Source organism: Labrys sp. F242 (genome assembly GCF_057813875.1).
The window spans coordinates 1,231,349-1,246,218 of record NZ_JBVASG010000001.1 but is presented as its reverse complement, the minus strand read 5'-3'; the positions used below and the strand labels follow the sequence as shown (position 1 = coordinate 1,246,218).

At 61.4% G+C, this 14,870-nt stretch carries 16 protein-coding genes and 3 tRNA genes; 3 read left to right on the top strand and 16 right to left on the bottom strand.

Features of this window, described 5'->3' with window-relative positions:
- Positions 1 to 184: 184 nt before the first annotated feature.
- The 5 genes from ACZYTC_RS05740 to ACZYTC_RS05720 form a co-directional block, all read right to left on the bottom strand.
- Positions 185 to 260: transfer RNA gene (locus ACZYTC_RS05740), tRNA-Trp, on the bottom strand.
- 167 nt (positions 261 to 427) lie between these two features.
- Complete coding sequence (locus tag ACZYTC_RS05735; protein ID WP_105865681.1) at positions 428 to 748, bottom strand: YbjQ family protein; 321 nt, start codon at positions 746 to 748, stop codon at positions 428 to 430.
- A gap of 159 nt (positions 749 to 907) precedes the next feature.
- Complete coding sequence (gene tuf / locus ACZYTC_RS05730; RefSeq protein WP_434956980.1) at positions 908 to 2,098, bottom strand: elongation factor Tu; 1,191 nt, start codon at positions 2,096 to 2,098, stop codon at positions 908 to 910.
- Between the two features lie 139 nt (positions 2,099 to 2,237).
- A tRNA-Gly gene (locus ACZYTC_RS05725) sits at positions 2,238 to 2,311 on the bottom strand.
- 27 nt (positions 2,312 to 2,338) lie between these two features.
- Positions 2,339 to 2,423, bottom strand: a tRNA-Tyr gene (locus ACZYTC_RS05720).
- Between the two features lie 214 nt (positions 2,424 to 2,637).
- On the opposite strand from ACZYTC_RS05720, the gene ACZYTC_RS05715 reads away from it, so the two are divergent.
- Complete coding sequence (locus ACZYTC_RS05715) at positions 2,638 to 3,411, top strand: TrmH family RNA methyltransferase (RefSeq protein WP_434956981.1); 774 nt, start codon at positions 2,638 to 2,640, stop codon at positions 3,409 to 3,411.
- A gap of 51 nt (positions 3,412 to 3,462) precedes the next feature.
- On the opposite strand, the gene ACZYTC_RS05710 is transcribed toward ACZYTC_RS05715, so the two are convergent.
- The 9 genes from ACZYTC_RS05710 to pyrE form a co-directional block, all read right to left on the bottom strand.
- Complete coding sequence (locus tag ACZYTC_RS05710) at positions 3,463 to 3,984, bottom strand: hypothetical protein (RefSeq protein WP_434956982.1); 522 nt, start codon at positions 3,982 to 3,984, stop codon at positions 3,463 to 3,465.
- 65 nt (positions 3,985 to 4,049) lie between these two features.
- Positions 4,050 to 4,781 (bottom strand): DNA repair protein RecO, encoded by a 732-nt coding sequence (gene recO, locus ACZYTC_RS05705; RefSeq protein WP_434956983.1) that lies wholly within the window; start codon positions 4,779 to 4,781, stop codon positions 4,050 to 4,052.
- A 49-nt stretch (positions 4,782 to 4,830) separates the two neighbouring features.
- A complete protein-coding gene (gene era / locus ACZYTC_RS05700) occupies positions 4,831 to 5,745 on the bottom strand; it encodes a GTPase Era (RefSeq protein WP_441772277.1) in 915 nt (304 codons plus the stop codon).
- A gap of 396 nt (positions 5,746 to 6,141) precedes the next feature.
- Positions 6,142 to 6,855 (bottom strand): ribonuclease III, encoded by a 714-nt coding sequence (rnc, locus tag ACZYTC_RS05695; RefSeq protein WP_434956985.1) that lies wholly within the window; start codon positions 6,853 to 6,855, stop codon positions 6,142 to 6,144.
- On the bottom strand, positions 6,852 to 7,523 hold the full coding sequence (gene lepB / locus ACZYTC_RS05690; RefSeq protein ID WP_488989104.1) for a signal peptidase I: 672 nt from the start codon (positions 7,521 to 7,523) through the stop codon (positions 6,852 to 6,854). The genes rnc and lepB (ACZYTC_RS05690) overlap by 4 nt, the downstream gene beginning before the upstream one ends.
- The gene (gene lepB, locus ACZYTC_RS05685; protein ID WP_434956987.1) at positions 7,523 to 8,323 is read right to left on the bottom strand and encodes a signal peptidase I; all 801 of its coding nucleotides are present in this window, start codon (positions 8,321 to 8,323) and stop codon (positions 7,523 to 7,525) included. The genes lepB (ACZYTC_RS05690) and lepB (ACZYTC_RS05685) overlap by 1 nt, the downstream gene beginning before the upstream one ends.
- A 297-nt stretch (positions 8,324 to 8,620) precedes the next feature.
- Positions 8,621 to 9,019, bottom strand: a complete 399-nt coding sequence (acpS, locus tag ACZYTC_RS05680; protein ID WP_434956988.1) for a holo-ACP synthase — start codon at positions 9,017 to 9,019, stop codon at positions 8,621 to 8,623.
- The gene (locus ACZYTC_RS05675; protein ID WP_434956989.1) at positions 9,016 to 9,783 is read right to left on the bottom strand and encodes a pyridoxine 5'-phosphate synthase; all 768 of its coding nucleotides are present in this window, start codon (positions 9,781 to 9,783) and stop codon (positions 9,016 to 9,018) included. The genes acpS and ACZYTC_RS05675 overlap by 4 nt, the downstream gene beginning before the upstream one ends.
- A gap of 2 nt (positions 9,784 to 9,785) precedes the next feature.
- Positions 9,786 to 10,376 carry an orotate phosphoribosyltransferase gene (pyrE, locus tag ACZYTC_RS05670; RefSeq protein ID WP_434959657.1) on the bottom strand — a complete coding sequence of 197 codons (591 nt, stop codon included), beginning with the start codon at positions 10,374 to 10,376 and terminating at the stop codon, positions 9,786 to 9,788.
- 233 nt (positions 10,377 to 10,609) lie between these two features.
- Here pyrE and ACZYTC_RS05665 point away from each other — a divergent pair, with 233 nt between their 5' ends.
- Positions 10,610 to 10,954 (top strand): hypothetical protein, encoded by a 345-nt coding sequence (locus ACZYTC_RS05665; RefSeq protein ID WP_434956990.1) that lies wholly within the window; start codon positions 10,610 to 10,612, stop codon positions 10,952 to 10,954.
- A 55-nt stretch (positions 10,955 to 11,009) separates the two neighbouring features.
- Here ACZYTC_RS05665 and ACZYTC_RS05660 read toward each other — a convergent pair whose 3' ends face one another.
- Entirely contained in the window at positions 11,010 to 13,202 is a 2,193-nt protein-coding gene (locus ACZYTC_RS05660) for a RelA/SpoT family protein (RefSeq protein ID WP_434959658.1), read from the bottom strand.
- 177 nt (positions 13,203 to 13,379) lie between these two features.
- Complete coding sequence (gene rpoZ, locus ACZYTC_RS05655; protein WP_434956991.1) at positions 13,380 to 13,757, bottom strand: DNA-directed RNA polymerase subunit omega; 378 nt, start codon at positions 13,755 to 13,757, stop codon at positions 13,380 to 13,382.
- 433 nt (positions 13,758 to 14,190) lie between these two features.
- Here rpoZ and ACZYTC_RS05650 point away from each other — a divergent pair, with 433 nt between their 5' ends.
- Positions 14,191 to 14,859, top strand: coding sequence for a LabA-like NYN domain-containing protein (locus ACZYTC_RS05650; protein WP_434956992.1), 669 nt, complete (start codon positions 14,191 to 14,193; stop codon positions 14,857 to 14,859).
- Positions 14,860 to 14,870: the final 11 nt, after the last annotated feature.

Genomic DNA, 14,870 nt, shown 5'->3' with positions numbered 1-14,870 from the left:
GACATGATCCGGCCAGCCAGGCTCTGCGACGACTGTGAACCTCGCAGGGTCTGCGATCCCGCCCAGCGGGCTTGCAAATCCTGTCCGGCCGTTTTTGCCAACACAAAACCGAGGGTGCGGCCAAGCCCCATCCCCCGGCTTTCATGACAGAGCGAAAAAAGCTAAACGCCTCATCCGCGTAAATTGGCAGGGGCAGCAGGGATCGAACCTGCGACCTACGGTTTTGGAGACCGTCGCTCTACCAGCTGAGCTATACCCCTACGCGTTGCTCGCGCGGCGCCTACATAGCCGCGCAAATGATTTGGCGCAATCCCACAGATGGGGATCGCTGTGTAAATTTTCATCGCCGCCAGGGCAGAAGTGCGACGGACCTGCAGGCGCTCCGCATTTCATGGCAGTTTTCATACCCGGGCTGCCCCGGCCTCGCTTAGACCGGCTCGACGGCCACCGCGGTGCCATAGGCCAGCACCTCGGTGATTCCATCCATGATCTCATTGGCATCGTAGCGCATGGCGATGATGGCATTGGCGCCCAGTTCCTCGGCATGACGCACGAGAAGCTCATAGGCTTCCTGCCGGGCGGTTTCCGCCAGATTGGTATAGACCGACAGCTTGCCGCCGAACACCGACTGGATGGCGCCACCAATATTGCCGATCACGCTGCGCGAACGCACGGTGATGCCCCGCACCACGCCGAAATGCTTCACGACGCGGTAACCTGGGAGATCATTGGTAGTGACGACGATCATGACCTGTTCCTCGAATGCGGATAGAGCGTTTTTCAGAAAGGTTGATAGACTTTTCGATTAAGAAAACGCGTCAAAAACACTTTACGCAAAAGCCACCAATACAAACAAAAACGGCGCAGCCAAGGCTGCGCCGTTCCGAACTCAAGCTTTCGCCCGTTCTTATTCGATGATTGCGGCGACGACGCCGGCGCCGACGGTACGACCGCCTTCACGGATGGCGAAGCGCAGCTTCTCTTCCATGGCGATCGGCACGATCAGGTTCACTTCCATGGCGATGTTGTCGCCAGGCATCACCATCTCCGTACCCTCAGGCAGCGTCACCACGCCCGTCACGTCCGTCGTGCGGAAGTAGAACTGCGGACGGTAGTTGCCGAAGAACGGCGTATGACGACCGCCCTCTTCCTTGGTCAGGATGTAGGCTTCGGCCTTGAACTTGGTGTGCGGCTTCACCGAACCGGGCTTGCACAGCACCTGCCCGCGCTCCACGTCCTCACGCTTGGTGCCGCGCAGCAGCGCGCCGATGTTGTCGCCAGCCTGGCCCTGGTCCAGAAGCTTGCGGAACATCTCGACGCCCGTCACCGTCGTCTTCTGCGTGGCGCGGATGCCGACGATCTCGACTTCCTCGCCAACCTTGACGATGCCGCGCTCGACACGGCCGGTCACGACCGTGCCACGGCCCGAGATCGAGAACACGTCTTCAACCGGCATCAGGAAGGGCTGGTCGATCGGACGCTCGGGCTGCGGGATGTAGTCGTCAACCGTCTGCATCAGCTTCAGCACCGCGTCATGACCAATCGCCGGGTTGACGTTGTCCAGAGCAGCCTTCGCAGAGCCCATCGTGATCGGAATGTCGTCGCCGGGGAACTCGTACTTCGACAAAAGCTCGCGAACTTCCATCTCAACCAGCTCAAGCAGCTCCGGATCGTCGACAAGGTCGACCTTGTTCAGGAACACGACCAGCGCCGGAACGCCGACCTGGCGGGCCAGCAGAATGTGCTCGCGCGTCTGAGGCATCGGGCCGTCCGCTGCCGAAACAACCAGGATCGCGCCGTCCATCTGCGCCGCGCCCGTGATCATGTTCTTAACATAGTCGGCATGCCCGGGGCAGTCGACGTGGGCGTAGTGACGGTTCTTCGTCTCATACTCCACATGCGCCGTCGAGATCGTGATGCCACGAGCCTTCTCTTCCGGTGCCTTGTCGATCTGGTCATACGCCGTGAACGTCGCACCGCCCGTCTCGGCAAGCACCTTCGTGATCGCCGCTGTCAGCGACGTCTTGCCATGGTCAACGTGACCAATCGTGCCGATGTTGCAGTGCGGCTTGTTGCGTTCAAATTTCTCTTTGGCCATAGCCCCGTTTCCAGCATTGGAGGATTGGGTATTTCGCCGGTGCGAAATATCGGGCGGCTCGATAGGGGTTTTTGCGGCAACGCGCAAGAAGAGAATGGAGCACGGCGCGTGTGCGGCCCAAAATCCGACCGGAAGGGAGTGGAGCGGGTGAAGGGAATCGAACCCTCGTATTCAGCTTGGAAGGCTGCTGCTCTACCATTGAGCTACACCCGCGACCAAGCACAGTATTCTTTGGACGTTTGGTGGAGGGGGTTGGATTCGAACCAACGTAGGCTGAGCCAACGGATTTACAGTCCGTCCCCTTTAACCACTCGGGCACCCCTCCAAAACGTCCTTCCGCAACGCTGTGACACCGCTGCGAAATCGAAGCGGCCAAGTGGCGCGACCGCTTCGTTCAGAGGGCGCCGTTATGGTGAGGGGATCGGTGCCTGTCAACCTAAAAGGCGAAGATTGACGACGAGTTTTTACACTTAATCGCGGACGGGGCTTTTTTTGGCGCGCCGGGCATGTCATGGGCAGTCTCCGGAACGGAGAAAAACATGAAGGACAGGGACCGCAGAGGCCATCGCGGCCACCATCGGGGCTACGCTGGCGAAGCGACGCCGGAAACCGTGGTGATCTATGGCTGGCACCCGGTGCGTGAAGCGCTGCAGAACCCCAACCGCAAGCTCAAGCGGCTACTCGCCACCGAAAATGCCCTGAAAAGGCTGGCCGACGAGAAGGTCGAGACGAGAATCAAGCCAGAAACCGTCCGTCCCGGCGACATCGACCGTCTGCTCACGCCCGATTCGATTCACCAGGGCCTCTATCTGGAGGCGGCTCCCCTGCCCGCTCCCGCCTTCGGCGAGCTCGGCGCGCAAGATATCGTCCTGGTGCTCGACCAGATCACCGATCCCCATAATGTCGGCGCCATCATCCGCTCGGCCGCCGCCTTCAAGGTGGCTGCGATCATCACGACCGAGCGCCATTCACCAGCCGCCACCGGCGTGCTCGCCAAATCGGCCTCGGGCGGCCTCGAACATGTACCGGTCGTTTCCGTACGCAATCTCGGCGACACGCTGGATGAAATGGAAGCGAGCGGCGTGACGCGAATCGGTCTCGACTCGGAAGGACCGGCAACATTGGAAGGCACCGTGTTCGCCGGGCCGCTGGCCCTTGTGCTCGGCGCCGAGGGCAAGGGCCTGCGTCAGCGCACCCGTTCGCTCTGCGATGCCTTGGCCCGGCTCGACATGCCCGGCGAGATCAAAAGCCTCAACGTCTCGAATGCCGCCGCCCTCGCACTCTATGTGGCTCGAACGAAGATACCGGCCTGAACGCTTTTACTATTTGACCGATCACCGGGAGCCGTAAGGACGAGCGCTGTTCTATTTCGCGGGCTCGAAATCCATACTTTCGAGATTCGGCCGCGGCACCGGCAGGGCTCTTGCCTCCTGAACCGGCTCGGGGCGCGGTTTGGGCGCAGCAGCGAGCGGCAGAGTTTTGGCCGGTTCGAGCTTTTTCGGTGCAGACAGGGCTGCGCTGCGCGGTTTGGGCAGAGCCGGACGCGGCAGGCTTTGCGGCGTCCCGACAAGACGGCGGGGCGGCCGCAGCGGTCGCATCGCCGGGCCACGCTCCTCCGGCAGGACGTCATAGGGGGCGTCGAGATCCGGAGCATAGGCCGGCCCCCTCACCCACGGGCGCGGATAGAAGCTGCGGGTCTCGTAGCCTCCATCATCCTCGCGATAGATGGGCCGCGGGTGATAGGGGCGCATGGGCGCCTCGAACTCGCCGCCCCATCCTCCGTCGTCGTAAAAGGGAGCGTCACGCCAGCCCGCCTGGGCCTGTGTCATCGGCAGAGTAACGAGACAGAACGTAATCGCCAACAAGGAAACAGGACGGATCGTCACGGCGGCATCCTCGAGAACTTCATCCCGGCGGTCGTAGCCAACGACTTTGGCGGAATAAGGATTGGTTAACCTTTTTCTTTCGCCACCACCAGGTCTTCCAGCAGCACACGCCTACCCTCGGGCATGGCAAGACCGCGCGGCGCAAAGACATCGCGCTCCAGGAAATATTGGGTGAGGCGCAAGCCATCCGCGATGTCGCCAGCGCCAGGCACGCCTTCCTCTCCGCGCAGAAAGGCTGGCAAGCGCAACAGCCTGTCATGCCAGGGAGTTCCAGCTTCCCGGCAGACCGCCCGCCCACTCTTGGGCGAGACATAGATCAGGTCGTCCCGCCGGCCGGTGACGGCGCAGGCGGCCAGATCGAGGCCGAAGCCGAGGTCCGACAGGATTTCAAGTTCGAATCTTGCGATCAGCGCCGGCGCCAAGGCGGGGTCTCCAAGCACCTCTATGAGGTGGCCGAAGGCCTCGTGGAGCCCTGGATGTGGATCGCGCTCGGGCAGCAGGCGGACCAGGGCCGCCACATGGGTCATGGCGAACAAGGCCAGCCGGGAGGACAGGAACCGAGCAGCATGCAAGGTCAGTCCCTCGACGGCGAAATGACCGAGATGACCTTCGATCCGGGCGCGCCAGGTGAGTTGCACCTCGTTGCCAGGCTGCAGCACAGGCTGCAAAGTCCGCGAGCGCCCTCCCCGCACCATGCCGAGATGACGGCCGTGATCCCGGGTCATAGCCTCCAGGATCACGCTGGATTCGCCGTGGCGGCGCACGCCCAATATGTAACCGCTGTCGATCCATTCCATCGGGTTGGTATTTTCGTCAAATCGCAAAACGCATTGGAAGGCGCCTGCCTCAGGGTTTCTCCACCGGGAAGTCCAGGCCCATTTCACGATAGCGCTCGGGGTCGTCAGACCAGTTCTCGCGCACCTTCACGAACAGGAACAGATGCACCGGCGCCTCGGCCATGGCCGCGATTTCCTTGCGTGCCGCCATCGAGATCGCCTTGATGGTTTCGCCACCCTTGCCGATGACAATCTTCTTGTGTCCCTCGCGCGTGACATAGATCGTCTGCTCGATGCGGGCGGAACCATCCTTCATCGACGTCCACGCCGTGGTTTCCACCGTCGATTCGTAGGGCAGTTCATCATGCAGTCGCAGGAACAGCTTCTCGCGCGTGATCTCGGCCGCCAGCGAACGCAGGGGCGCATCCGAGATCTGGTCCTCGGGATAGAGCCAGGGTCCGGCTGGCATGATGGAGCCGAGATGACGGGTGAGATCTTCCACGCCGCTGCCGGTCAGCGCCGATAGCATGAAGGTCTGTTCGAAGGGCAGCCGCGCATTGACGGCCTGGGCAAGCTCCAGCAGCTTTTCGCGCTTCACCGCATCGATCTTGTTGAGGATGAGGATGCGCTTCTGCTTGGTTGCCGAAAGCTTTTGCAGGATGGCCTCATTGCCTTCGTCGAGCCCGCGCTGGGCATCGACCAGCAGGCAGACGGCATCGGCATCGGCCGCTCCGCTCCATGCGGTAGTGACCATGGCCCGATCGAGCCGGCGCCTGGGCTGGAAGATGCCAGGCGTGTCGACGAAGATGATCTGTGCTTCGCCTGTGATGGCGATGCCGCGCACGATCGCACGCGTCGTCTGCACCTTATGGGTCACGATCGACAGCTTGGCGCCGACGATGGCGTTCATCAGCGTGGACTTGCCGGCATTGGGTGCGCCGATCAGGGCGACGAAGCCGCATCTTGTTTGCGTAGTCTCGTTCATTTGCTCTTTCTAGGGAAAACTGCGATTTCTTCGCATCGCAATTTTCCCTAACTCTTTGTTTTAACGCATTTTCTCAATCGAACAGTCTATCGACTCTTCCGGAAAATGCTCTTGGATCAATCCGGCTCAAGCAGAATGTCCGAACGCGTCCGCGAGGAACGGGCTCGGACATTCTACCATTGTCGACGTTCTAGCAGACATTCGCGCTCCGAAATACGGCGCGATACGCCCTGGAACAAAGTTCGATTTTACCGAATCGCACTTTGCTCCAACTCATCGTTTCGACGCGTCTTTGTGGTTTGACCCGTTTCCGACAAACCACAAAACGCTCCGGGCCGCCGCAAGCCGGTTTTGTTCATGTCCCGGGCAGGCCAGTCGGCCATATCCGCCGAAAGTTCAGCTCCGCCGCCCCTCCAGAGAGATGCCTTCGCGTGCCATGAAGGCGGTGGCGGCGGCCTGCTCGGCCAGGCGCTTGGACTTGCCTTCGCCCTCGGCCGAGGCCAGCGTCTCGATATCGACGGCGATTACGAAACGTGGATTGTGATCGGGCCCGGTACGCGAAACCAAGCGATAGGTCGGGGCCTTCAACGCACGGCCCTGCGCCCATTCCTGCAAGGCGGTCTTGGCATCGCTCGGCGGCCTGACCGGAGCGTGAAGCCGCTCGCGCCAGGCGTTCTCGACCACGGCGCGCGCTTTATCATAGCCGGCGTCGACGAAGACGCCGCCGATCAAGGCCTCGCAGACATCGCCAAGCGTGGTGACACGCTTGCGCCCGCCCGAATGGGCCTCGCCAAGGCCGAGCTTGACATGCGGGCCTACCCCCCAGTCGTTTGCGACGGCAGCGCAGGTCTCCTTGCGCACGAGGTCGGAAAGCCGGCGCGACATTGCGCCCTCCTCGTCATCGGGGAAGACGCTGTAAAGCATGTCGGCAACCGCCAGCCCGAGCACACGGTCGCCGAGAAACTCCAGGCGCTGATAACTCTCCAGCCTAGCCGGCCCGTCGAGAAAGCTGATATGCGTCAACGCTCGCTCCAAGACAGAGCGATCGGCAAAGACATGGCCGAGCGCGGCTTCCAGAGTTTCAAGCGGAGGTTTCTTCTTCGAGCTCATTGTACGATCTTAAACAGGCGCATTTGTCCCTTGGCCGTCGAGAACAGGACCCGCCAGGGTTTGCCCACGAAATTCTCAAGCGGAATATAGCCGACACCGGCGAGATCGCGCGAGTCATCGGAATTGTCGCGATTGTCGCCCATCGTGAAATAATGGCCGGCCGGAACGACATATTCATCGGTATTGTCGTAAAAGCCAATGTCTTCACTGACCTCGATGACTTCATAATTCCGTCCGTTCGACAAGGTCTCCCGATATTTCGGCACCTGTTTGTCGACGCTAAACGCCATCTCCGCTTTGTAGCTGCCGGCCGGCTCGCGCGGCACCCTGCTTCCGTTGATGAACAGATGGCCATCGCGCATCTGGATGCGATCTCCCGGCAGGCCGATCACCCGCTTGATGAAATAGGTGGAGCGATCCTTGGGCAATCGGAATACCGCCATGTCGCCACGAGCGGGGGCCCCGACTAAAGGTCCCTCGCCGAAGGGCAACACCATCACGACGTCACCCACGAGCAGCGTAGGAATGTTGGAACCACTCGGCACCGAGAAATTGCGGCAAGAGGCGAGCAACAGCATAGCGCCACCAGCAAACAGCAATCTGTTGGAGCGGCTCGCATGAGGCCAAATTCGACGCAACACTCCGTCAGACGTGGTCTGATCCGCCATTATCGAATGAGCGAGAACAAACGGCTGCCGCGCACGGTCCACGGCCACTGCCAGAAAGCGAGAGGCGAGGCGTCATCGGCGACGGAGAAGAAGATGATCTGGCCCTTGCCGACGAAATTATCGAGCGGCACGTAACCGACGGCGGCAAGATCGCGCGAATCATCGGAATTGTCGCGGTTGTCACCCATCATGAAGTAGTTGCCCGGCGGCACGACATATTCATCGGTGTTGTCGTAATAACCGCTGTCGCCCTGGATTTCGATGACCTCGTGCTTCACGCCATTGGGCAGGGTTTCGATATACTTCGGCACCTGCTTGTCGCGCCCGAATTCGTCCTTGACCAGATAGGTGCCCGCCTGTTCGCGCTGAACCATGGTGCCGTTGATGAACAGTCGGCCCTGGCGCACCTGGATCCGATCGCCGGGCAGGCCGATGACGCGCTTGATGAAATCGGTCGAATTGTCCTTGGGCAGCTTGAACACGGCGATGTCGCCGCGCTTCGGCCCCTCGCCCGCCCACAAGCGGCCGGAGGGCAGGAAGCCGGAAATCACCGGCACCGAATAGCGCGACCAGCCATAGCTGTATTTCGAGACCATGACGTAGTCGCCGACCAGAAGCGTCGGGATCAGCGAACCGGACGGAATGTTGAACGGCTGGAACAGGGCCGTGCGGACCACCAGCGCAATGATAAGGGCGTGAATGATGATCTTGATCAGTTCGCCGATACCGCCATCCTTCGACGTCTTCTTGGCGGCGCCGCTGGTGTCGGGCGTCTTGTTCGGTTGGCTGGCCACGCTCATCGGTCTTCCATCTTTGGAGGCGGTCCTTGGCGGGACCGGAGCCTCGGAATATCGCTCCGGTCCAAGATTCCACAAGAACCTTGAAATTACGCAAAGCTTCCGGAGTCGGCCTTGAGGCAAGCTCCGGAAGCTTTGTAACGAAACAACTCTGTTGCGGCTGCTATAACCCCTGCGGATTGAGGGTGCAACGCCGGAGCCTGCCTTCGAGATGCCCTGACGAGGTCAATCATTCACAGGCCACGTCCGCCACAAACAGCATGATTTCGGCAATTGCGCGGCAAACGGCCAGCCCCGCGTTCAAACACGCAGTCGGGCCTCGATCACCACGAAGGCCTGCGCCAGAGGATGCTCGTCGGTCAGGCTAAGATGAATATGGGCTTCATGTCCTGCCGGCAGCAGGCTGTCGAGCAGTTGCAAAGCCGCGCCGGTCAGCCGCAATTCGGGCCGGCCGCTCTCCGCATTGAGGATTTCCATGTCATGCCAATGGATTCCGCTGATGCCGGTCCCCAGCGCTTTCGAGCATGCCTCCTTGGCAGCGAAGCGTTTGGCCAGCGTGCCGGCCTTGTCGGCACGGCCGGCCGCCTTGGCGCGCTCGGCCTCGGTGAAGCAGCGCTGTTGAAAACGCTCGCCATAGCGCGCGAGGGCAGCCTCGATCCGTCTGATGTCGCAAAGATCGCTGCCGATGCCGATGATCATCCGGCCCGGCTCCGTCCGGCCGCCATCGCCGCCTTGACGGTACGGATGCTCTCCGCGAGCCCGACGAATATAGCCTCTCCGATGAGGAAATGCCCGGTATTGAACTCGGCGAATTCGGGCACCGCAGCCAGGATTTCGGAGGTCTCGAAATCAAGCCCGTGCCCGGCATGCACTTCCAGCCCGAGCCCGGCAGCGATGGACGCACCAAGCTTCAGACGCTCGAACTCCGCGGCGGCGTGGCCGGTCTCCCCCGAGGCGACCGCCTCGCACCAGGTTCCCGTATGCAGTTCCACGATATCGGCACCCAGAGCGGCGCACGCCTCCAGCACCGCCCTGTCCGGTTCGACAAACAGGGAGACGCGGATGGCGCTTTCCTTGAGCTGTGGGATCGCCGCTCTCAGATTGGCTTCGGCGGCCCTGACGTCCAGTCCTCCCTCGGTGGTGCGCTCCTCACGCTTTTCCGGCACCAGGCAAACAGCGTGGGGCTTCACGTCCAGCGCGATTGCCAGCATTTCGTCGGTCACCGCCATTTCGAAATTCAGCGGTGCCTTCACCTCGGTGCGGATGCGGCGGATGTCGGCATCGCGGATATGGCGCCTATCCTCGCGCAGATGCGCGGTAATGCCGTCAGCGCCAGCCTCGACCGCCAGATGCGCGGCGCGGACGGGATCGGGCCAGGGGCCGCCGCGCGCATTGCGCACGGTGGCGACGTGGTCGACATTGACGCCGAGACGAAGAATCTTGGGCAGAGCGGCGGAGGTCATTTTCAAGCCTGTCCCGCAAGAGCGCGGCTGCCGGGCTTGACGGCCGGCTGGTTGGCGAGTTCCGGCGGCAGCTTGTCGGCCTCGAAGGTCGGGATGTCGAGGGTCGCCAGGGCCACCAAGGGTTTGCCGAGATCGGCCTTGCCGCCCGAGCGGTCGATCAGGCAGGCCGCGCCCACGATCTCGCCGGGCTGGTTGGCGATGGATGCCAGGCATTCGCGCGAGGACAGGCCGGTGGTGATGATGTCCTCCACCATCACAACGCGCGCACCCTTGGGAATGGCGAAGCCGCGCCGCAACTGGAATTGGCCGTTCTCGCGTTCCACGAACACCGTCTTGGCGCCGAGCGCACGCGCGGTCTCGTAGCCCGGCACGATGCCGCCCACGGCCGGCGACACCACCATGTCGATGGGCCCGAAGGCGGCACGGATGCGCTCGGCCAGGGCGCGGCACAGACGCTCGGTGCGGGGGGGATCCATGAAGACGAGATTCTTCTGCAGGTAGACCGCCGAATGGCGCCCCGACGTCAGGATGAAATGTCCTTCGAGCAATGCTCCCGCCGCCCGGAATTCCGCCAGCACCTCATCCTGCGTCATCATCATCTCCTGGTTTTTCCGGCTGTACGGGCTACGCTTCCAGGGCGTGCAGATCAATGGCCGATACTGGTCGGAGGGCGAAAATTTCGCGAAAAGTCAACAACGGTGCCCCGCCTTTCGGTTGCTGACGGGAGATCTTAGACATGGCTTTGCGATTCCGAGAGACTTCATCTAATCGCAACACGGTTTAGCCGCCAATTTCCCGTTTTCTCGAGGTATGGAGTGCGAGTGCTGTGAGAAAGTTGATCTTCTGCCTGTCGCTGCTGCTCAGCGGATGCGCGATCGGCGATGGCGGAATCCGGCCGCTGTTCTCGATGGGCTCGTCGGAACAGGCCTTCGTCGAGCGCTACGGCAAGCCGGATTTTCGCGCAGAGGAAGGTGGCACCATTCGTCTGGTCTATCTGGGCAATCGCCTCGACTTCCGCCAGCGCGGCGACACGCCACCCATCCCGCTGCCCGAGCAGAAGCGGATCCTGGCTCGCTACGGCCTTGCCTACGACCGCACCTGCGCCGTCCTCGTCAGCCTAATGTTCGGGCGCGTAATCGGGATGACCAGCATCGGTGGGCAATGCAGCTGATCGCGTAGCGCCGAACGCCCGCAGATGAAGGTCCCATCAAAGGTCGAGCCGGCCGTCAGATCACCCGTTGCACCTCGCTCACCACCTTGCGGGCCCGCAAGCCGTCGATGATGGCCAGCAGATGCTTGAGGTCGTAGACCTCGAGATCGATGATCATCTCGGTCATGTCGAAGGAGCGGCGCTGCATGGCGAGATTGTCGATGTTGCCGTCGGTCTCGGCGACAACCTGGGCGATCTGGGCAAGCGTGCCGGGCTCATTGATCGACACCACCTGGACCCGGGCGGGATAGCGCTCGGCGCGGGCCGCTTCCAGATCCCAACGCACGTCGAGCCAAAGCTCGGGCCTGTCTTCGAAATCGGCCAGCGCCTGCGACTGAATCGGATAGATGGTGATCGCCTCGCCCGGGGTGAGGATGGCCACGATACGGTCACCCGGCACCGCCCCGCCTTCGGCAAAACGCACCGGCAGATCACCCATCAGGCCACGCACGGGGATGGCGGCCTTGGCGGGATCACCGCCACCTTGCAGCTTGAAGCGCAGATTCTGTCCGCCCTGCAGGCCGAACCAGGTCTCGTCGAGCCCGGCAGCGGCATGGCTCGACTGTTCGAGCTTGAAGTCGGGGAACACCGCCCGCACCACATCCTGCGAACGCATTTCGCCACGGCCGACGGCTGTGAGCACATCGTCCACGCTTTTGCGGGCGAGGCGCTTGAGCGCTCCCTGCAAGGCATCGGGGCTGTAGGTCTTCTCCAACCGCTCGAAGGCGCGTTCGATGATGCGTTGGCCGAGCCCGGCATATTGCGCCCGCACCGCCGTGCGCGTGGCACGGCGAATGGCGGCGCGCGCCCGGCCCGTGACCACCAGCGTTTCCCAGGCCGCCGGGGGCGTCTGCTGCTTGGCGGTGATGATGGCGACCTCGTCGCCATTGTAGAGTTCGGAGACCAGCGGCGTAGTACGGCCGTTGACGCGGCAGCCCACCGCCGTGTTGCCGACGTCGGTATGCACGGCATAGGCGAAATCGATGGCATTGGCCCCGCGTGGCAAGGTGATCAGCTTGCCCTTCGGCGTGAAGCAGAACACCTGGTCCTGGAACAGCTCGAGTTTGGTATGCTCGAGGAATTCTTCGGGGTTGTCGCCCTCGGCAAGCATCGCCATGGTCCGGCGCAACCAGGCAAAGGCCCGGCTCTCTCCTTCCAGGCGCAGACTATCACCAGCCTTGTTCTCCTTGTAGAGCGCATGGGCGGCAATGCCGAGTTCGGCGATGCGGTGCATCTCCTCGGTTCGGATCTGCAACTCGACGCGCTGATGACCCGGGCCGATCACCGTGGTGTGCAGGGACCGGTAATCGTTCTGCTTGGGTGTGGAGATGTAGTCCTTGAAGCGCCCAGGCACGAGCGGCCATTTGGTGTGGACGAGCCCGAGGGCGCGATAGCAATCCTCCACCTTGTTCACCAGCACGCGGAAGGCAAAGATATCGGAGAGCTGCTCGAAGGCGACCTGCTTCTGCTCGGTCTTCTTGAAGATCGAATAGGGCCGCTTCTCCCGCCCTTTCACCGTCGCTTCGATGCCGCGTTCCTGCAGCCTCTCGCGCAGATCGTTCTCGATCTCGGCAATCAGCGCGCCATTGCGGCGCTTCAAGCCTTCCAAGCGGCGCACGATGGTTTCGTAATGGGCCGGTTGCAATTCGTGGAAGGACAGGTCCTCCAACTCCTCGCGCATATCCTGCATGCCCATGCGCCCGGCCAGCGGTGCATAAATGTCCAGCGTCTCCTGGGCAATGCGGGCGCGCTTTTCCGCCCTCATGAAGTTGAGCGTGCGCATGTTGTGCAAGCGATCCGCCAGCTTGACGAGGAGAACGCGAACGTCCTCGACGATGGCCAGCAAGAGCTTACGCAGGTTTTCGGCCTGCTTGGCTTCCTTGGAAACCAAATCGAGCTTCTTGATCTTGGTCAGCCCGTCGACGAGAGCCGCAATTTCCTTGCCGAAGCGACGTTCGATCTCGCCGCGCGTGGCATCGGTATCCTCGATGGTGTCATGCAACAAAGCGGCTGCGATGGTGGCATCGTCGAGCTTCAGATCGGTAAGAAGCGAGGCTACCTGAAGGGGATGGGAAAAATAGGGATCACCAGAGGCACGAAATTGCGCGCCGTGCTGCTGCATGGCGTAGACATAGGCAGCGTTGAGCAGATCCTCGTTAACAGCAGGGTTATACGCCCGCACCTTGTCCACGAGTTCATATTGCCGCATCAGGCGAAATGGCGCCGTCACTCACAGTCTCCCGCCGGCCGCCTTCAAGCGCCCGGCTTCATCATTGCCAGCTCCCGGCCAAACCGAAGCATGGCGCTATTCAATACGTCCGCGGCACAAAAGAAAAGCGGGCCGGCAATGCCGACCCGCTGAAATCTTCGGGATTGATGGAGGAGTTTATTCCTCGTCGTCCGAACCGTTGTTGGCTGGCGGAACCAGGCCTTCCAGGCCGCGCAGCAGATCCTCTTCCGACATGCGGTCAAAGGCGACGTTGTCGTCGGAATCACCGGAAGCAAGAGCCGCCGGATCCGATTCGGGCTCGTCCACCTCGACGTATTTCTGCATCGAGTGGATCAGGTCTTCCTTGAGGTCATCCGGGGTCAGGGTCTCGTCCGCGATCTCACGCAGAGCCACCACCGGGTTTTTGTCACGATCGCGATCAATTGTCAGTGCAGCGCCGCCGGCAATCATGCGGGCGCGATGGCTGGCCAGCAGAACCAGCTCGAAGCGGTTCTCGACCTTGTCGATGCAATCTTCCACCGTGACGCGGGCCATGGCGACGCCTTTCTGTACCGTGTTTTGGGATCAAGCGCGCCAACTACACCGCCAAGCGAGTTTGTGCAACCCTAAAAGACCGATCCGTGGTATCCTCCCGCCTCCGAGGCAGAGAGATTGACCGCAAGTTCTACCTCATTCGACTTACATATCGAGGCTGCTCGTCTCGATATTGCAATAATCCTGTAAACACTCTCATTGGAATACGCTCAATCTAATGATAATGCAGACGAACTTGACATTCTATACCGCGATGGGCACAAGCTAGTTGCATCGGACCTAAACTTGTCGTTGCTACCATTCCGCTGACGTTACACAGAGAGGCCCTTCTCGATGTGGTCCTTGGGATTAATATTAGACTGTAATTTAGACCGATTTCAATCGTATTCAAACAGACCGATCATCAGCAGAACGAACCCTAACTGGCAGAAGAATGAACAACACCCAGGAACGCATCGCTCTTTTTATTGATGGCGCCAATCTTTACGCAACGGCGAAAAGCTTGGGGTTTGATATCGACTATCGGAAAATGCTCAAGGAGTACCACAGCCGCGGCTATCTGGTGCGAGCGTTCTATTATACCGCCCTTGTGGAGGATCAGGAGTATTCCTCGATCCGCCCGCTGATCGACTGGCTGGATTATAACGGCTATGCCGTCGTCACCAAGCCGACCAAGGAATTCGTCGACTCCACCGGCCGCCGTAAGGTGAAGGGCAATATGGACATCGAGCTCGCCATCGATGCCATGGAGCTGGCCGATCACATCTCGCACATGATCCTGTTTTCCGGCGACGGTGATTTTCGCTCCCTGGTCGAAGCCATGCAGCGCAAGGGGGTGCGCGTTTCCGTCGTGTCCACCATATCGACCCAGCCTCCGATGGTCGCCGACGAATTGCGGCGCCAGGCGGATGAGTTCGTGGACCTCGTCACGCTTCAAAGCAAGATCGGCCGTGATCCGTCCGAACGCGCCGTGCGCTCGCAGGCCGGTGGCAACTTTCCGGCCGGTCCCGGGCCAACCCGCCAGCCGCCCCAGCAGGGTTTCGCCGGCCAAACCCCCGGCTTCATGTCGGCGAGCCCAAGCGGCCAGGCCGACGATCAATAGATCAAGAACGT